At 72.0% G+C, this 17,793-nt stretch carries 14 protein-coding genes and 1 pseudogene; 10 read left to right on the top strand and 5 right to left on the bottom strand.

Features of this window, described 5'->3' with window-relative positions; genetic code table 11:
- The first annotated feature begins 2 nt into the window (after positions 1-2).
- Genes Prum_RS55820 through Prum_RS30330 form a run of 3 tightly spaced genes read left to right on the top strand, consistent with a single transcriptional unit; the run spans position 3 to position 3,750 of the window.
- A complete protein-coding gene (locus tag Prum_RS55820) occupies positions 3-1,373 on the top strand; it encodes an alpha-amylase family glycosyl hydrolase (RefSeq protein WP_173079579.1) in 1,371 nt (456 codons plus the stop codon).
- Positions 1,343-2,245 carry a malto-oligosyltrehalose synthase gene (locus Prum_RS55815; RefSeq protein WP_173079578.1) on the top strand — a complete coding sequence of 301 codons (903 nt, stop codon included), beginning with the start codon at positions 1,343-1,345 and terminating at the stop codon, positions 2,243-2,245. Before Prum_RS55820 ends, Prum_RS55815 begins: the two co-directional genes overlap by 31 nt.
- Entirely contained in the window at positions 2,242-3,750 is a 1,509-nt protein-coding gene (locus Prum_RS30330; protein ID WP_173079577.1) for an alpha-amylase family glycosyl hydrolase, read from the top strand. The genes Prum_RS55815 and Prum_RS30330 overlap by 4 nt, the downstream gene beginning before the upstream one ends.
- 121 nt (positions 3,751-3,871) lie before the next feature.
- Here the strand turns inward: Prum_RS30330 and Prum_RS30325 are convergent, their stop codons facing one another.
- The 3 genes and pseudogenes from Prum_RS30325 to Prum_RS30315 all read right to left on the bottom strand — a co-directional run bounded on the left by Prum_RS30325 (position 3,872) and on the right by Prum_RS30315 (position 7,706).
- The gene (locus tag Prum_RS30325) at positions 3,872-6,187 is read right to left on the bottom strand and encodes a putative bifunctional diguanylate cyclase/phosphodiesterase (RefSeq protein WP_173079576.1); all 2,316 of its coding nucleotides are present in this window, start codon (positions 6,185-6,187) and stop codon (positions 3,872-3,874) included.
- A 56-nt stretch (positions 6,188-6,243) separates the two neighbouring features.
- Positions 6,244-6,966 carry a hypothetical protein gene (locus Prum_RS30320; RefSeq protein WP_173079575.1) on the bottom strand — a complete coding sequence of 241 codons (723 nt, stop codon included), beginning with the start codon at positions 6,964-6,966 and terminating at the stop codon, positions 6,244-6,246.
- Between the two features lie 18 nt (positions 6,967-6,984).
- Positions 6,985-7,706: pseudogene (locus Prum_RS30315) on the bottom strand (PP2C family protein-serine/threonine phosphatase).
- 196 nt (positions 7,707-7,902) lie between these two features.
- On the opposite strand from Prum_RS30315, the gene Prum_RS30310 reads away from it, so the two are divergent.
- The 6 genes from Prum_RS30310 (at position 7,903) to Prum_RS30285 (ending at position 15,023) form a co-directional block, all read left to right on the top strand.
- On the top strand, positions 7,903-10,905 hold the full coding sequence (locus Prum_RS30310; protein WP_246278188.1) for a glycoside hydrolase family 9 protein: 3,003 nt from the start codon (positions 7,903-7,905) through the stop codon (positions 10,903-10,905).
- A gap of 36 nt (positions 10,906-10,941) precedes the next feature.
- A complete protein-coding gene (locus Prum_RS30305) occupies positions 10,942-11,226 on the top strand; it encodes a CPCC family cysteine-rich protein (protein ID WP_308785385.1) in 285 nt (94 codons plus the stop codon).
- Between the two features lie 172 nt (positions 11,227-11,398).
- The gene (locus Prum_RS30300) at positions 11,399-11,836 is read left to right on the top strand and encodes a DUF3307 domain-containing protein (RefSeq protein WP_173079574.1); all 438 of its coding nucleotides are present in this window, start codon (positions 11,399-11,401) and stop codon (positions 11,834-11,836) included.
- A 71-nt stretch (positions 11,837-11,907) separates the two neighbouring features.
- Positions 11,908-12,909 (top strand): Rossmann-fold NAD(P)-binding domain-containing protein, encoded by a 1,002-nt coding sequence (locus Prum_RS30295; protein ID WP_173079573.1) that lies wholly within the window; start codon positions 11,908-11,910, stop codon positions 12,907-12,909.
- The gene (locus Prum_RS30290; RefSeq protein ID WP_173079572.1) at positions 12,906-13,781 is read left to right on the top strand and encodes an LLM class flavin-dependent oxidoreductase; all 876 of its coding nucleotides are present in this window, start codon (positions 12,906-12,908) and stop codon (positions 13,779-13,781) included. Before Prum_RS30295 ends, Prum_RS30290 begins: the two co-directional genes overlap by 4 nt.
- Before the next feature lie 219 nt (positions 13,782-14,000).
- The gene (locus Prum_RS30285) at positions 14,001-15,023 is read left to right on the top strand and encodes a hypothetical protein (protein ID WP_173079571.1); all 1,023 of its coding nucleotides are present in this window, start codon (positions 14,001-14,003) and stop codon (positions 15,021-15,023) included.
- On the opposite strand, the gene Prum_RS30280 is transcribed toward Prum_RS30285, so the two are convergent.
- Together Prum_RS30280 and Prum_RS30275 are read right to left on the bottom strand one after the other, a co-directional pair.
- Positions 14,999-15,256: a UBP-type zinc finger domain-containing protein gene (locus Prum_RS30280; RefSeq protein WP_371871279.1), complete on the bottom strand. Its 258-nt coding sequence runs from the start codon at positions 15,254-15,256 to the stop codon at positions 14,999-15,001. The genes Prum_RS30285 and Prum_RS30280 overlap by 25 nt on opposite strands.
- 4 nt (positions 15,257-15,260) lie before the next feature.
- A complete protein-coding gene (locus Prum_RS30275) occupies positions 15,261-16,826 on the bottom strand; it encodes a Na+/H+ antiporter (protein WP_173079569.1) in 1,566 nt (521 codons plus the stop codon).
- A gap of 99 nt (positions 16,827-16,925) precedes the next feature.
- Between Prum_RS30275 and Prum_RS30270 the strand changes: the two genes are divergently transcribed.
- Complete coding sequence (locus Prum_RS30270; protein WP_173079568.1) at positions 16,926-17,771, top strand: SGNH/GDSL hydrolase family protein; 846 nt, start codon at positions 16,926-16,928, stop codon at positions 17,769-17,771.
- Positions 17,772-17,793: the final 22 nt, after the last annotated feature.

Here is a 17,793-nt window from a genome sequence, read left to right as displayed (position 1 = left end):
GCATGTCCGGCCCCACGTACCGGATCCAAGTGCGGCCGGACTTCGACCTGCACGCGACCGCCGACGTCGTCGGCTACCTGGCCGACCTGGGGGTCGGCCAGCTCTACAGCGCACCGCTGCTCGCCGCCACGCCCGGCTCCACCCACGGGTACGACGTGGTCGACCACTCGCGCGTCAACCCCGAACTGGGTGGCGAACCGGCGTTCCAGAAGCTGCGTGGCGCGCTACGCGAGGCGGGGCTGGGACTCGTCGTCGACATCGTGCCCAACCACATGGGCGTGGCGGTGCCGGCCGCCAACCCGGCGTGGTGGGACGTGCTGCGCCGCGGGCGGGAGTCGGCATACTCGCGCTGGTTCGACATCGACTGGTCGGCCGGGCGGCTGCGGCTGCCGGTGCTCGCCGACGACCCGGCCGCGCTGAACGACCTCAAGGTGGTCAACGGCGAACTCGTCTACCAGGAGCTGAGCTTCCCCATCGCGGACGGCACCGGCGACGGTGAGCCGCGTGCGGTGCACGACCGCCAGCACTACCAGCTCGTGTCGTGGCGGGACGGGCCCAGCTACCGCCGGTTCTTCGCGGTGTCCACACTGGTCGCCCTGCGGGTGGAGGACCCCGCCGTCTTCGAGGCCACCCACGCGGAGATCCTGCGCTGGGGCGCGGACGGCATCCGGGTGGACCATCCGGACGGCCTGCGCGACCCGGCCGGGTATCTGTCCCGTCTCCGCGCGGCCGCCAAGGACGCCTGGCTGATCGTGGAGAAGATCCTGGAGCCGGGCGAGCAGCTCCCGCGCGGCTGGCCCGTCGACGGCACCACCGGGTACGACGCGCTCAGCGAGGTGTGCGGGCTCTTCGTGGACCCGACCGGCGAGGAGACCTTTACCCGGCTCGCCGGGAGCGACAGAGGCGGCGAGGCGTGGCCCGATGTCGCGTACCGGTCCAAAGTGGAGGTCGCCAGCACGATGCTCGCCGCCGAGCGGTCGCGGCTGGCCCGGCTCGTGCCCGACGTGCCGGAGGCCGCCGAGGCGCTCGGCGAGCTGGCCGCCTGTTTCGGGGTCTACCGCTCCTATCTGCCCAGCGGGGCCCGCCACCTGCACGCCGCCCGCGCGGAGGCCGGCCGGCGCCGCCCCGACCTCGCGGCGGCGCTCGACGCGGTCACCGCCCGGCTCGGCGACCCGGACGACGAGCTGGCGCAACGCTTCCAGCAGTACACGGGCGCGGTCATGGCCAAGGGTGTGGAGGACACGGCCGAGTACCGCTACACCCGGTTCGTCGCGCTGAACGAGGTCGGCGGCGACGTCAGCCGCTTCGGCGTGACCCCGAGGCGTTCCACCGATCGGCGGCGGTGCGCGACCGGGACTGGCCGTACTCGATGACCACACTGTCCACACACGACACCAAGCGCTCCGAGGACGTGCGGGCGCGGCTGGCCGTACTCTCGGAAATGCCGGCCGAATGGGCGGCGGCGCTGCGCCGGTGGACGGCGGCCGCGCCACTGTCCGATGTGTCCTTCACGCAGTTGATGTGGCAGACGGTGGCCGGCGCCTGGCCGATCGAGCAGGAGCGGCTGCACGCCTACCTGACCAAGGCGGCCCGGGAGGCGGCGGCGTCGACGAGCTGGGCCGACCCCGACCCGGACTTCGAGGCGGCCATACACGCGGCCGCGGACCGGGCGTACGAGGACGAGGCGCTGCGGTCGGACATCGCCGCCTTCGTCGCGGAGATCGCGCCGCACGGCTGGTCCAACTCCCTCGGCCAGAAGCTGGTGCAGCTGGCGATGCCCGGCGTGCCGGACGTCTACCAGGGCACCGAGCTGTGGGACAACTCGCTCGTCGACCCGGACAACCGGCGCCCGGTCGACTTCGCGCTGCGGCGGGACCTGCTGGCGCGGCTCGACGACGGCTGGCTGCCGCCCATCGACGGGACCGGCGCGGCCAAGCTGCTCGTCACCAGCCGGGTGCTGCGGGCCCGCCGTAACCGGCCGTTCATCGGCTATGCACCGGTGGCCGTGGAGGGGCCGGCGGCGGAGCATGCGATCGCGTTCGACCGGGGCGGAGTTGTGGCCGTTGCCACCAGATTGCCGGTGAAGTTGGCATGCCGCGGGGGCTGGGGCGGAACTAAGCTGGCGTTGGCTCCGGGGCGTTGGACGGATGCGTTGACGGGACGCACGTGGCAGGCCCGGCGGGTGCCGCTGTCCGAAGTGCTGTCCGCCTACCCAGTTGCTCTTTTGGTGGTGGCTGCCGCATGACGCGTTTTAGTGTGTGGGCTCCCGAGGCGTCGCGGCTCCGCGTGCGGGTCGCCGGCGCCGACCATCCGATGGCGCTCGACGCCACCGGCTGGTGGCGTACGAACGTCGACTGCTCCGCCCACGGCACCGACTACGTCTACCTGCTCGGCGACTCCGAGGAGCCGCTGCCCGACCCGCGTTCGCGCTGGCAGCCGCACGGCGTGCACGGCCCCAGCCGGACGTACGACCACGCGCTCTTCCCCTGGACCGACGCCGGTTGGGCCGGGCGCGAGCTGCCCGGCGGCGTGGTCTACCGGCTGCGGGTGGGCGCTTTCACCTCGGACGGCACGTTCGACGCCGCGATCGCCCGGCTCGACCACCTGACCGACCTCGGCGTGGACATGGTCGAGCTGCACCCGGTCAACGTCGAGCGCGGCGCCGCCCACCACAGCGCGTGCTGGTACACGCCGCACCCGTCGTACGGCGGTCCGGACGGGTTGAAACGCTTCGTCGACGCCTGCCACGCGCGGGGCATCGGCGTGATCCTAGACCTGGCGTACGACCACCTCCAGCCCGCCGAGGCCGGCGCGCCCCGGCTCGGGCCGTACCTCGCGGAGGTGGCCAACACCTGGGGCCACACGCTCGCCCTCGACGGCGCGCACGGCGCCGGCATCCGCAGCTTCATCACCGACAGCGTGCTGATGTGGCTGCGCGACTACCACGCCGACGGGGTACGCCTGGACGCCGCCCACACGCTGATCGACCGCGACGCGCTGCGCCTGCTGGAGGAGCTGACCGCCAAGGTCGAGGCGCTGTCCACCCGGCTCCGGCGGCCGCTCGCGCTGATCGCCGGCTCCGAGCGGGTCGGCGCCCGGCTGATCACCGGCTTCGACGGCGCGCTGCCCGACCTCTGGCAGCCCGACGGCGCGCAGGGGCTCGACAAGAGCTACCACGCCGAGTTCGGCTCGCTGGAGCAGCTCTTCGCCATCCTGCGCAACGGCTTCGCCACGGTCATCGCCACCGACCGGCCCACCGCCGCCCTCTCCCCCGGCCTGCTGCGGGTCGGGGCCACGCTGCTGCTCACCGCGCCGTCCACGCCGGTGCTCCAGATGGGCGAGGAGTGGGCCGCCCGCCCGCACGGCGAGCCGGCCCCGCCGGACTGGTCCGGTGCACGCGCTCCCGCGCTCAACGACGGGCTGGACTGGTCCGAGCTGGACAAGCCCGAGCACCGCGACATGTTCGAGCTGCACCGCCGGCTCGTCGCGCTGCGCAGGCAACAGCCCGAGCTGGCCGAGCCGATGCTGCGCCGGGCCGACGTGTGGCACGGCGGCAGCTTCCTCGCCATCCGCCGGGGCTGCTGCGTCGTGGTGGCCAACCTGCGCCGTACGCCGCAACGGGTCAACCTGCACGGCACCGCCCGCTCGGTGCTGCTGGCGACCGAGCCCGGCCTCGTGCTCGTCCACGACGCCGCCGACCTCCCCGGTGAGTCCGCCGCCGTCATCGCCTGCTGCCGCTGGGACCGCTGAGGCCCCCGCGGCGCGGGACGTCCTCGGCGACGACGGCCGCGCGGAGATCCCACCAAGTCGATCTTGGAGTTGTCAGGTTCCATCTCGGACATTCGAGGCTGACAAGTCCAAGATCGGCGGGTTAGCCGGTGGCTACGGTCAGCGCGGCTAGGGGGCGTGGGGGGCCGTACAGGTAGCCCTGGCCTAGGCGGCAGCCTAGGCGGGCTAGCGCGCCGGCGCGGGACAGCGTCTCCACGCCCTCGGCGACCACGGTGATCTGCAGTTCGGCGCAGATCGCTAGCACTGATCTCGCCAGCGCCTCGGTCCGGTCGGGCTCGGTGTCGATGTCGGTGAGCGCCGCGTCGAGCTTGACCACGTCCACCGGCAGCGCGTGCAGCTGCGCGAGCGCGTTGAAGCCGGACCCGAAGTCGTCCAGCGCCACCCGCACGCCGCGGGCGCGGATCCGCCGGGCGGCCGCCGCCGCGGCTGGCAGATCGGTGATCCGGCTGGTCTCGGTGATCTCCAGGACGAGGCGTCCCGGCCGCAGGGCATGGGCCGCCAGGACCCGGTCCAGCGCCGCCTCCAGCTCCGGCCTGCCGAGCCGCCCGGCCGACACATTCACGTGTACGTCGACCGCCTGGCCGTACGCCTCGGTGAGCGCCGCGGCGTCGGCGCACGCCCGGTCGAGCACGAAGTCGTCGAGCGCCGCGACGAGCCCGGAGCGCTCGGCCAGCCGCACGAAGACGTCCGGGTCGATCGCCCCGACGGCCGGGTGCGACCAGCGGGCCAGCGCCTCCACCGCGACCGTCGCCGCGTCCTCGAACCGCACGATCGGCTGGTAGTGCACCTCGAACCCGGCCGCGCCCGGGTCCCCGGCGAGCGCGTCCGCCAGCAGGTCGGGCAGGTGCGGGTCGCCGTTCCCGTCGCTGACCCCGGCGTCGTAGCGGACCAGCAGGCCCTTGCCGCGCCGCTTGCCGGCGTACATGGCGGCGTCGGCGCGGCGCAGCAGCGAGTCGGGGGTGAGCGGCTCGTCCGGGTCGGGCACCACCACACCCACGCTGGCCGTCACCGGCAGCACGTGGGCGTCCACCGTGAACGGCTCGCGCAGCGCCGCGATGATCCGCTCCCCGACCGGCACGGGTGCGATGGCGTCGCCTTCCAGGAGTACGGCGAACTCGTCACCGCCGAGCCGGGCGACCGCGTCCTCAACCCGTACACAGGTCAGCAGCCGGGCTCCGACGGCGCGCAACAGCCGGTCTCCAGCGGCGTGCCCGAGGCTGTCGTTGACCAGCTTGAAGTCGTCGAGGTCGACGAAGAGCAGTGCGACGGGCCGGCCGTGCTCGCGGTGCCGCTCGACCGCCTGCTGGAGCCGGTCACGGAAGAGCGCGCGGTTGGCCAGGCCGGTGAGCGGATCGTGGTACGCCTGGTGCACCAGCCGCTGCTGGCCGTCCGACACCCGGGCGAGCAGCGCGGTGTTCTCCACCAGCGTGACCATCTGCCGGGCCACGACCAGCGCGAGGCCGAGCCAGCCCAGGTAAATCTCCAGAGTGGACAGCGACTGGCCGGTCGCGGCGCGGGCGAGGATGAGCGGGCCGGTGGCGATGAACGGCACGTACGGCACGAGCAGGTGCATCCAGTCGTACCGGTGGCGGACCGGCACGGGAGGCTCGGGCCGCTGGCGGTCGACGGTGGCCGCCCCGGCGAGCGCGATGAGCGCCGGCCCGGCGATGTACCCGGTGTTGGCCAGCGACGACATCTGCTCCGCGCCGCTGGCGATCAGGTACGCGTAGACGCAGTCGGACATGGCCAGCGCGACCAGACCCAGGCCCAGCAGGAAGAGCTGCGGGCGGAAGGTGCGCGGCACCGGGCGGGTGACCACGAGCAGCGCGACGATGACGGTCAGTACCACGCCGGTGAGCGGGTGGGCGATCGCGACGGCGAACGCCAGCCGGGTGTCCGCGCCCGCATCCACCACCGGCCCGAGCACGGTCGCCCAGCTCAGGACCGCCAGCGAGGCCACCACGATCAGGCCGTCGAGCACCAGCACGAGCCGGTCCCGCCCCCGGGAGACCGGCGTCGACCGCGGCGCGGAGGCGGCGATCGCGAAGAGCGCCATCAACGCGAACGGCGGCAGCGACAGGTAGCCGAGGTCGGCGAGCGACGGCGAGGGCAGGTGCTCGGTGCTGAAGATCTGATACCAGCTCCAGATCACCTGGCCCGCGGCCCAGCCCGCCATGCCGACCGCCATCAGCCGGCGCCAGGTGCGCTCGGCGCCGGTCAGGCGTCGCGCGGCCCACGCGCACACGCCGATCGCGACCAGGGCGGCGGCGAGCTGCGCGCCGTTGTCCAGGACGACGGACGCGCGCTCGGGTAGCCACCCGCTGCTATTGATGCCAACGATCACGGTGACGATCCCCAGCGTCACCGGTACGCGGACATGGTGTCGTGTCGAGGCCATCCCCTCCACCGGCCGACCGCACAGCGCCCCCGTGCAACCGCTGTAACCTACCGCAGTTAGGCGCCGGTGGAGTTCACCCGGGTCATCTCGATCGTCCACGTCGGGCCGAACTGCCGGAGCGTGTTGCCTGAGCAGGTATAACGCTCGGGGTCGATGGGGGCTGTCAACGCCTGGCGGTGGATGATCTGGCCGCCGTTACGCCAGACCTCCGTGCCGCTCGCCTTGGCGTTGCTGTGCAGGATCTGCCCCCGGTTGGTCTGCCAGTTGTACGTCAGCCGCCCGGCAATGGTCAGCTCGTACGTGCTCCCCTTCAGCTTGACGCCCTTGCCGTAGTCGATGATGAGGTTGCCGCCCTCGCGGAACCGCTGGATCGCTCCGGAGCCGTTCAGCCGGACCTTCACGCCGCCGATCTCGGTGTCGACCTGGTGCGACGTCTCCCGCCAGGCGCCGACCACGCACGGGTCGTGCAACGGGTCGACCGGCAGCGGGCTGTCGCTCTCCTCCGGGGTGGGGGTTGCCTCCACTGTGGGCGTTGGCTCCGCCGACGGTGACGGCCCGTCCGATGGGGACGGCGACGGCGATGGGGATGGCGACGCCGCGGCCACCGGAGCCGCGCGCGGCGGCTCCGATTCCAGGCTCCGCGAGATCAGCATGGCGCCGGCGATCACGCCGACAATCAGCACCAGCGACAGCCCGCCGATGAACAGCGGCAGCAGGGCGCCGATCTGATTGCTGGGCGGGGTGGGGCGGGGCGGCGGCGGGGGTGAGCCGGGGTGCATGGCAAGACGGTAATCCCTCTAGTCATCCCCGGTCACGTCGGCGACGACCACCGTGATGTTGTCCGGCCCCCGGCCCGCAGCGCCAGGTCGACCAGCCGCCGCGCGCAGTCGCGCTGATCGGCGTACTCCTTGAGGGTCTCCCCGATCGTCTCGGCGCTGACCACATTGGACAGGCCGTCGCTGCACAGCATCCAGCGGTCGCCGGCGATGGGACGCATGAAGGTGTACGCCGGGTTCGCCTCGCCGCCCTGCAGCGCCTGCGTGACCACGGCCCGGCGCGGATGGCTGCTGGCCTGCTCCGGGGTGATCACGCCCTCGTCGACCAGCATCTGCACGAACGTGTCGTCCCGGGTCATCTGCTGCATGTGGCCGTCGCGCAGCAGGTACGCCCGCGAGTCGCCGACGTGCGCCAGGGCCAGCGCGGTCCCGGTGAAGAGCACCGCGGTCAGCGTCGTGCCCATGCCGTCGCGGCTCGGGTCCTCGGCGACGGCCTCGCGGATCCGGCCGTTGGCGGCGTCGAGCGCGTCCCGCACCGCGTCGAGCAGCCCGTCGTCGGATATCTCCCGATCCAGCGGCGCCACCGTCTCGATCACGATGCGGCTGGCGAGGTCACCCGCGGCCATCCCACCCATGCCGTCGGCGACGGCGAGCAGGCGCGGACCGGCGTGCACCGAGTCCTGGTTCGCGCTCCGGATCAGGCCGGTGTCACTCACCGCCGCGTAGCGCAGCTTCAGGGTCATGGCTGGGAGCCTGCCAGGGCGACGTAGGGATGTCTCTAGTAGATCACCGCATCGCCCGAGAGATTACAAAAATCCCGCTTTCCGCCTTGGGCGTTAGGAAGGGTCCCCTCCTATGCGTAAAGCGATAACAAGGTGCCCTTCCTTGCATCTCAATACATCGATATGATGGGAGCGCTCCCAATGCCTGGAGGCCCCCGTGAAACGTGCCCTCGCCGTCCTAGCCGCCGCCCTCCTCACCGCCGCGGGCCTGGCCACCGCGGCGTACGCGGAAGAGGTCCAGCACATCGACAACGGCACCTTCGACAGCGGCACCGCGCCCTGGTGGAACACCGGCAACGCGCCGGTCTCCGCAGTGGACGGTCGGCTCTGCGCCGAGGTGCCCGGCGGCCTCGCCAACCCGTGGGACGGCGCGATCGGCCACAGCGACATCCCGCTCGTCGACGGCGACGCGTACCGGCTGACCTTCTCGGCGTCCGCCAGCGTGCCGGTCACCGTCCGCGCGAACGTCCAGCTCAACGAGGCGCCGTACACCACGGCCCTGTCCCGCGAGGTCGCCCTCACCGGCACGCCACAGACCTTCGTGTACGACTTCAGCGGCAACCTCGACTCGTCCAACGGCGTCTTCACGTTCCAGCTCGGTGGTTCGGCGGAGCCGTTCACGTTCTGCCTCGACGACGTGTCGCTGACCAGCGAGGCCGGCAGCAGCGGTCCCGAGCAGGTGGAAAACGGCGACTTCGCGGACGGCACCGCCGGCTGGTACTCGTACGGCACCACCTCGACCGCGGTCGTGGACGGCAAGCTGTGCTCCGAGGTGCCCGGCGGGCTCGCCAACCCGTGGGACGGGGGCGTCGGGCAGAACGGCGTGACCCTGGTCGCCGGCGCGGCGTACACCTTCTCCTTCGACGCCTCGGCCGCGCCGGGCGCGACCGTACGGGCGGCCGTCCAGCTCGGCGTCGACCCGTACACCTCCTTCCTGACCCGCGACGTCGTGCTGACCGGAGAAACCCAGCACCTGGAGTTCACCCTGACCTCGCCGGTCGACACCGAGCAGGCCCAGGTGGCGTTCCAGGTCGGCGCCAACCCGACGGCGTACACCTTCTGCCTGGACAACGTGTCCCTGATCGGCGGCGAGGAGGAGCCGCCGTACGTGCCGGACACCGGGCCGCGGGTCCGGGTCAACCAGGTCGGCTACCTGCCCGCCGGCCCGAAGAACGCCACCGTCGTCACCGCCGCCACCGACCCGCTGCCCTGGGAACTCACCAAGGGCACGACGGTCCTCGCGAGCGGCCAGAGCACCCCGCGCGGCGTCGACCAGGCGTCCGGGCAGAACGTGCACACCATCGACTTCTCCGCGTACCGCACCGCCGGCACCGGCTACACGCTCACCGCCGACGGCGAGACCAGCCACCCGTTCGACATCTCCGCCGATGTCTACAAGCAGCTCCGCTCGGACGCGTTGCAGTTCTTCTACATCCAGCGCAGCGGCATCGCGATCGACGGCGCCCTGGTCGGCGAGCAGTACGCCCGCCCGGCCGGCCACCTCGACGTCGCACCCAACCGGGGCGACACGGACGTGCCCTGCCAGCCCGGCGTCTGCGGCTACCGGCTGGACGCACGCGGCGGCTGGTACGACGCCGGCGACCACGGCAAGTACGTCGTAAACGGCGGCATCGCCACGGCCCAGCTGCTCGGCGCGTTCGAGCGGACAAAGACCGCGGCGTCCGCGGGCGCCGGCGCCGCGCTGGGCGACAGCACCCTACGCCTTCCCGAGCGCGGCAACGGTACGCCCGACGTCCTCGACGAGGCCCGGTGGGAGCTGGAGTTCCTGCTCCGCATGCAGGTCCCCGCCGGACAGCCACGCGCCGGGATGGCCCACCACAAGATGCACGACGCCGCCTGGACCGGCCTGCCCCTGCAGCCCGAAGACGACCCGCAGCAGCGCGAGCTGCACCCGCCGTCCACCGCGGCCACACTCAACCTGGCGGCCGCCGCCGCGCAGGGCGCGCGCCTGTTCGCCCCGTACGACGCGCCGTTCGCGGCCAAGGCGCTCACCGCCGCCAAGACCGCCTACGCGGCGGCCAAGGCCAACCCTGCCGTGTACGCCGACCCGAACGACGGCACCGGTGGTGGTACGTACAGCGACAACGACGTGAGCGACGAGTTCTACTGGGCGGCCGCCGAGCTTTACCTGACCACCGGGGAGGCGCCGTACCTGGCCGACGTGACCGCGTCGGCGCACCACACCAGCGCGGACGTCTTCGGCCCGGTCGGCTTCGGCTGGGGCAGCACCGCCGCGCTCGGCCGGCTCGACCTGGCCACCGTCCCGAGTGGACTGCCGGCCGCCGAGCGGCAGCGCCTGCGTACGTCCGTGCTGGCCGCCGCCGACGCGTACCTCACGACCCAGGCCGGCCAGGCGTACGGCCTGCCGATGCCGGGTCACCGGGGCGCCTACTTCTGGGGCGCCAACAGCAATGTCCTCAACAACATGGCGGTGCTGGCCACCGCGTACGACCTGTCCGGGGACGCCAGGTACCGGGACGGCGCGATCCAGGGCATGGACTACATCCTCGGCCGGAACGCGCTGAACCACTCGTACGTCACCGGCTGGGGCGAGAAGGCGTCGAAGAACCAGCACAGCCGGATCTTCGGCAACCAGCTCGACGCGTCGCTGCCCAACCCGCCGGCCGGCTCGATCGCGGGCGGGGCGAACGCGGGCCTCGACGACCCGTACGCCAAGCAGCTGCTGGAGGGCTGCCAACCGATGTTCTGCTACGTCGACCACATCGAGTCGTACGCGACCAACGAGGTGGCGGTCAACTGGAACTCGGCGCTCGCCTGGGTCGCCTCCTTCCTCGCCGACCAGGGCGCGGCCGCCCCACCGGCCGTTCGCTGCAAGGTCGACTACGTGATCCACGGCTCCTGGTCCGGCGGCTTCACCGCGCAGGTGACGCTGACCAACACCGGGACCACGGCGATCAATGGCTGGGCCGTACGCTGGGCGTTCCTCGGCGGGCAGCAGGTGACCCAGTCCTGGCTTGCCGACACCACCCAGTCCGGCGCGACCGTGACCGCCCGGAACCAGTCGCACAACCGCGTCATCCAGCCCGGTTCGACCAAGACTTTCGGCTTCAACGGCACGTCACATGGGCCGAACCCGGTGCCCGGGCTCTTCACCGTCAACGGCGCCGCGTGTGGCTGAAAATTAAGTGTCCACAAAGGCGACGTCCCGGGTTACGTGGTAGGCGGTTGGCGTGAAAAGCTAGCGCGCGTGGGTGGTCATGGTCAGGCGTCTGTGGTGAGCAAGTGTCCTTGTTGCGGCTATCGAACCGGGTGTGTCACGTGCCCGGTCTGCTTTTGGACAGACCCGGCGCAGGCCGATCCCGGGGCCTTCGTCGCGGTCGGCGGGCCGAACGGGGAGCTGACGCTGACCGAGGCCCGGCTCAACTACGCCCTATACGGCGCCAGCCACCCCAAGTACCGCGAAGTGGTGCGTAAGCCCCGCGCAGACGAGCAGTACTAGCCCCCGTACCAGCCCGGCCAGCACGGTCTCCGCGATCGGCGACGATCTCTGTGGCCGCGCGCACCCTCACCCTGGCCGTTTGATACATGAAACCCGCGCGACCTTCGACACAATCAGCAAAACTGTCAGCTACCACGCTGTCGAAGATCGTGCCTTCGCGCACGATGCCATGATGACCGCCGAGCAATTGACCGTACAGGCGACCTTCGGGGTGGCTCTCCTCGCGCTGCTGATCGGGCATCAGCTCGGCGACCACATCGCACAGACCGACCGGCAGGCCGAGCACAAGGCGGGCGCGGGCTGGACCGGGGCCAAAGCCATGGCCGGCCACCTCATCGGGTACCACGTGACCGCCGCCGTGGTGCTCGCCGGCACGGCGTACACCTTGGCGCTGCCGCTGTCCGCGACGGGCCTGGCCGCCGGGTTTGGTTTCAGCGTGGTCACCCACGCGATCCTCGACCGGCGAAGACCAGTCGCGCGGCTGCTTCGCCTGACCCGCTCGCCCGCGTTCGTCGAGCAGACCTCGCCGGTGTGCGGCATGTACGTGGCCGATCAGGCCCTGCACTGGCTGGCGCTGCTGGTGTCCGCCCTCCTGATCGCCCGGCTATGACCGCCACAAACCCGCTTTAGCTCATCGCGAACGCGCTTGGGAGCGCGCCATCCCAGTGGTTGGCTGGGCGCATGGAGATCTTGGTCCTGGGTGGAACGGCATGGTTGGGTCGGGAGCTTTCCCGAGAGGCGATGGCACGCGGGCACCAGGTCACGTGCCTGGCGCGCGGCGAGAGCGGCGAGGTGGCCGAGGGATCGGTGCTGGTCTTGGCGGACCGGGGCGAGCCGGGGGCGTACGAGCAGCTGGCCGGCCGCGAGTGGGACGCGGTCTTCGAGGTGTCGTGGCAGCCGGGCTTCGTGCGCGGCGCGCTCGACGCGCTGGGCGGCCGGACGCGGCACTGGACGTACGTCTCGTCCAGCAGCGTGTACGCCTCCCACGCGACCCTGGGAGCCGACGAGTCCGACCCGCTGCTCCCGCCGACCGACCGCGACACGATCGAGCGCGAGGGCGGTTACGGCGAGGCGAAGGTGGCCTGCGAACAGGCTTCGGTGGCGGCCGTCGGCGACCGGCTGCTCATCGCGCGGTCCGGCCTGATCGGCGGCCCCGGCGACCACACCGGGCGCTCCGGCTACTGGGTGGCCCGCGCCGCCCGCGAGCCGGCCGCGCCCCTGCTCGTACCCGACGCGGCGGACCAGGCGACGCAGGTCGTGGACGTACGCGACCTGACCACCTGGCTGCTCGACGCGGCCGAGGCCGGCACCACCGGGACGTACGACGCGGTCGGCCCGGTCCTGCCGCTCGGCGAGTGGATCGAGCTATCCCGTACGGTCGGCGGGCACACCGGCCCGGTGCACGCCGCCGACCCGCGGTGGCTGGTTGAGCACGAGGTCAAGCAGTGGATGGGACCGCAGTCGCTGGCGATGTGGATCGTCGAGCCGGGCTGGGAGGGGTTCCTGGCGCGCAGTGGCGCCGCTGCCCAGGCCGCCGGCCTCCGCCACCGCCCGCGCGCGGAACTGCTCGCCGACACGCTGACCTGGGAGCGCGCGGAAGGCTTGGACCGGGAACGACGCGCCGGGCTCACCGCGGAAGAGGAACGCGAACTGATCGCCGCGCTGACAGGATCATCGTCATGACGACCCTCGGCGCCGTACTCCTGCCCCAGCTGCCGCCCGAGCGCTTCCGCGACGTGGCCCGCGCCGCCGACGACGCCGGCCTGGACGAGCTGTGGCTGTGGGAGGACTGCTTCAAAGAGAGCGGCATCGCCAGCACCGCCGCGCTGCTGGCCTCGACATCACGGGTGCGCGTCGGCGTCGGCCTGCTCCCGGTGCCCCTGCGCAACGTCGCGCTCACCGCGATGGAGATCGCCACGCTGGATCGGCTCTTCCCGGGCCGCTTCCGGCCCGCCCTGGGCCACGGCGTCCAGAGCTGGATGGGCCAGGTCGGGGCGCGGGTGGACTCGCCACTCACTCTCCTTCGGGAGTACGCCGACGCGCTCCGCGCCCTCCTTTCCGGCGAACGGGTCACCGCCCGCGGCCGGTACGTGTCGCTCGACGACGTCGCGCTCGACTGGCCCCCACCGTCGCCGCCCGCCATCTACGCCGGCGGCGAGCGCCCCCGCACGCTACGGCTGTGCGGCGAGATCGCGGACGGCACGATCCTCACCGGCGGCAACTCCCCCGACCGGGTACGGGAGCTGCGCGGCCACATCGACGAAGGCCGGGCGGCTGCCGGCCGTACCGGCGAGGCGCATCCCGTCGTCGTCTACGTGCACGCCGCGACCGGCCCCGACGCGGCGGAACGCCTGGAGCGCGAGCGCCAGACGTGGAAGTACCCGTCGATGGCGGGCATCGGGCTCACCGGCCCCGCCGAGGCGATGGCCGAGGCCATCCAGGGCTGGGCCGACGCCGGCGCCGACACCGTGGTCCTCCAGCCGACCCCGGACGACCCCGACCCGGAAGGCTTCATCCGCTTCGTCGCCGAAAAGGTCCGCCCCCTGCTCCCCTAAGCCCTCCGTCCCCCTCCACCCGCGCCCCGCGCCGATCAAGGACTTCCGCGCCGATCAAGGGCAAAGGGTCGTGGATCGGAGATCAAAGCACGGCCGTATGCCCTTGATCGACGGGGAAAGGGGGGTGTGCGGCGCGGCGGGGGAGAAAGGGGGCGTGGGGCGTGTTATGACATCTTTGTGGTTAAAGCGGCGTTCTGGGGGTTTCTCGCGGGGGTCTTGGTGACCGCGGCCGGGGCGTACGCCATCACCCCTGACCGCGAAACACCCGTACCCATCGCCGCGCAGAGCCCTGCGCCCGACACTCCCACCGCGCCCGACCTGCTGCCCGCCCTCGCCACCGAGCTGCCCGCCAACGAAGCGTCCGGGGTGATCGCCAGCCGCCGCCATCCGGGCGTGTACTACTGGCTGCGCGACGGTGGTCCGGTCAAGCCGGGCCAGCCGCGTTCCGCCCTGTGGGGACTGCGGCTGGACCGGGCCGGCGAGCCGCGCACCGTACGCGGCGAGGAGGTCTTCCCGTCGTACGAGGTGGTCGGGGTGGGCAACCGCGACTGGGAAGCCCTCGCGATCGACGACACGAACAACCTCTGGATCGGCGAGCTGGGCGCCAACGACTGCCGCAGCCGCCAGCGCCTGCTGCGGGTGGTCGAGCCGGACCCGACCACCGCCACGTCGGTCGAGGTGGCCGCCGAGTACGCCCTGCGGTTTCCGGACAACCCGCGCGACGGGTGCCGGACGTACAACTCGGAGGCCATGTTCTGGCTCGACGGCCACCTGTACGTCTTCGCCAAGACCGAGGGCTCGCCGGTCTACCGCGTGGACCTGGGCGAAGACACCGCGACCCTGGTACGCATCGGCCAGCTGGGCCGCGGCGTCGACAACATCTCGGCGAGCAGCGTCTCCGACGACCGCACCCGGCTGATGGTGCTGGACCACGAGCGCCTCTGGGTGTACGAGGCCGGCGACCCGTCGCTGCGCGGCGACGCGTACGTCCGCGACGTGATCGCCCGCGCGCCGCGCTGGCAGGGTCGGTTCGACGGGCCGGGCACCGCCGCGGTGGAGGGCGGCACGTTCGCCCGCGACTCGTACGACCTCACCTTCGTCGGCGAGGACCGCCGGATCTACTATTCGGACCCCACCGGCTACGGATCGGTGCAGCCGTGCCCGGAGCCGTCCGAGACAGGGGCGCCGTCCGAGACGCCGTCGCCGACGCCGACGCCTCAGCCGACCATCTCGTCGACGTAGCACCAGCGCCAGTCCTCGCCCGGCTGGAACGACTGGATCACCGGATGCCCGGCCGCCCGGAAGTGGGCGCTGGCGTGCCTCATCGGCGAGGAGTCGCAGCAGCCGACGTGCCCGCAGGTCAGGCACAGCCGCAGGTGCACCCAATCCCGCGAACCGGCCGCCAGACAGTCCTGGCACCCCTCCCGGGTCTGCGGCTCCGGCTTGTCGGCCGCGTTGAGATGCATACAAATCACGGACTCACCCCTCAATCGTGCGCTGTAGCAACGACTCCTCCAGGTCCAGGTCGCGCTGGGCCCGGCGAAGCACCTCCTCGGCGATGCGCCCTTCGTCGCGAGCGGCGCGGAACACCTCGCGCTCGGCGTCGATCATCTCGCGCCGCAGCCGCCCGTACGCACGGGACGGCGTTTCTCCACCGCCGCCGAGGCGCTCCCATACCTTGTTGCTGCGGTGGTCCGCCAGGTCGCGCAGCCGCTGGACGGCGGCCGTCGGCGCGCTGTGGGCCAGCGCGTCCAGCCGTTCGCGGGCGGCCCGGCTGGCCGCGTTCTGCACGGCGGCCTCGGCGAGCGTGTCCTTGGCCGGGTCGTCCGGCGACAACCGCATCATGCGCGCGAACGCCGGCAGCGTCGCGCCCTGCGCCACCAGTGTCACCACGATCACCGCGAACGCCAGCCAGATGAACAGGTCGCGCGGGTACGCCACCTCGTCCGTCGTCGGCAGCGCCAGCGCGGCGGCGAGCGTCACCACGCCCCGCATCCCCGCGAAGCCGATCACCGACGGGTGGCTGATCGGCGGGAACGGGTCGCGGCGCCGGATGCTGGGGATGAGCCGCGGAATGTACGTGGCCGGGAAGACCCATACGAACCGCGCCACGATCAGGGTCACCACCACCGCGGCGGTGATCCCGAGCACCTCGCCCCACGGCGTTTCCAGATCCCGCACAATGTCGCGAAGTTGCAGCCCGACCAGCAGGAAGACCATGCCCTCCAGCAGGAACTGGGTGATCCGCCAGAACGCGTCGGTCTGCAGCCGGGAGGCGGCCGACATCATCATCGGCATCCGGTGCCCGATGTACAGGCCGGCGACCACGACGGCCACGACGCCGGACGAGTGCACCGCCTCGGCGGGCAGCACGATCAGCCAGGGGGTGAGCAGGGAGAGCGCGGTGTCGAGCAGGGGATCCTGGATCCGCTTGTGCAGGAAGCTGATCGCCACGGCACCGGCCGCGCCGATCGCCACGCCGCCGCCGGCGGCGAGCACCACATCGCCGACCACGTCGAGCGCGCCGACCGCGGCGCCGGTCGCGGCTCCGACCGTTACCCGCAGGAGTACGAGGGCGGTCGCGTCGTTGATCAGGCTCTCCCCTTCGAGGATCGTCACGATCCGGCGGGGCAGCCCGATGCGGCGGGCGACGGCGGTGGCCGCGACCGCGTCCGGCGGGGCGACGACCGCGCCCAGGGCGACGCACAGCGCGAACGGCACCTCCGGCAGCAGCATGTGCAGGACGATCCCCACCGCGAACGCCGTGAAGATCACCAGCCCGACGGCGAGCAGCAGAATCGGCCGCAGGTTGAACCGGAACGCCGGCACCGAAGTCTCGATCGCCGCCACATACAGCAGGGGCGGGAGGATGCCGACGAGCACCAGCTCCGGCTCCAGATGGATTTCCGGGAAGCCGGGCACGAACGACAGCCCGAGACCCGCCACCACCAGCAGGATCGGCGCGAGCAGCCCAAACTTCCGGGCCAGCGCCGTACCGATCACCGCGATCGCCACGAGCGCGACGATCTCCCCCAGCCCATCCATGCGGTGAAGCTTAAGCTGTCGGACTCCGGGCCCCCGCGGTTAGGGGAGCTAGTACAGTAGCTGAGCCGTTGCAGAACGTATCGACCATCGGGGACGACGATGCGCCGACGCTGGACGACCGTGCTACTCGCCCTCGCCGCGATCGCGGCCCTGGCCTGCGAGGAGGGCGGCGGCGCGATCGGCGACCCGGACCCCACACCGCGCGGCGACCTGCCGTCGTCCATGGCGGCTCTGGGCGACTCGATCACCTCCGGATTCGGCGCCTGCCTCACGCTGATCGCGTGCACCCGCCACTCGTGGTCCACCGGCGAGAGCCTCCAGGTCAACAGCCACTACCGCCGGCTGCGCAAGGCCAACAAGGCGATCGACGACAAGGCGTACAACTACTCGGTGCCGGGCGCGCGGGTCTCCGGCCTGCAGGCGCAGGCCAACAAGGCGGTCCGGGCCAAGGTCGAGTACGTCACGGTGCTGATCGGCGCCAACGACGTGTGCCGCGACCGGGTCGAGAACATGACGCCGGTGGACGACTTCCGGCAGGACCTGGATAAGGCGCTCGGGACGCTGAAGAAGGGCCTGCCCAAGGCGCGCGTGCTGGTGGTCAGCATCCCCGACCTCAACCGGCTCTGGGAGATCGGGCACACCGAGGCACGTGCGGTGCGTGCCTGGTCGAACGGCATCTGCCCGGCTCTGCTCGCCAACCCCACCTCGACCGCCGGCCCCGACGCCAGCCGGCGCTCGGCCGTCGGCAAGCGGGTCGACGCGTACAACAGCCAGCTCGCGGCCGCGTGCAAGGCGTACGGGTCGCGCTGCGAGTACGACAAGGGCGCGGCCCACAAGGTGAAGTTCACCCTCGACATGGTCAACCGGCTGGACTGGTTCCACCCCGACTCGGACGGCCAGAAGAAGCTCGCCGAGGTCACGTACCCGGGCCAGTTCCAAAGCTGACGGTCGAAGCGGAATCGAAGCG

This window comes from Phytohabitans rumicis (genome assembly GCF_011764445.1).
Taxonomy (GTDB): Bacteria; Actinomycetota; Actinomycetes; order Mycobacteriales; family Micromonosporaceae; genus Phytohabitans; species Phytohabitans rumicis.
This window is presented reverse-complemented; position numbering and strand designations above follow the sequence as displayed.

Coding starts and splice junctions, on each gene's coding strand:
- Prum_RS55820 (WP_173079579.1), top strand. CDS start 3: ATGTCCGGCCCCACGTACCGGATCCAAGTGCGGCCGGACTTCGACCTG.
- Prum_RS30275 (WP_173079569.1), bottom strand. CDS start 16,826: ATGGATGGGCTGGGGGAGATCGTCGCGCTCGTGGCGATCGCGGTGATC.
- Prum_RS30325 (WP_173079576.1), bottom strand. CDS start 6,187: ATGGCCTCGACACGACACCATGTCCGCGTACCGGTGACGCTGGGGATC.
- Prum_RS30300 (WP_173079574.1), top strand. CDS start 11,399: ATGACCGCCGAGCAATTGACCGTACAGGCGACCTTCGGGGTGGCTCTC.
- Prum_RS30295 (WP_173079573.1), top strand. CDS start 11,908: ATGGAGATCTTGGTCCTGGGTGGAACGGCATGGTTGGGTCGGGAGCTT.
- Prum_RS30290 (WP_173079572.1), top strand. CDS start 12,906: ATGACGACCCTCGGCGCCGTACTCCTGCCCCAGCTGCCGCCCGAGCGC.
- Prum_RS30330 (WP_173079577.1), top strand. CDS start 2,242: ATGACGCGTTTTAGTGTGTGGGCTCCCGAGGCGTCGCGGCTCCGCGTG.
- Prum_RS30320 (WP_173079575.1), bottom strand. CDS start 6,966: ATGCACCCCGGCTCACCCCCGCCGCCGCCCCGCCCCACCCCGCCCAGC.
- Prum_RS30270 (WP_173079568.1), top strand. CDS start 16,926: ATGCGCCGACGCTGGACGACCGTGCTACTCGCCCTCGCCGCGATCGCG.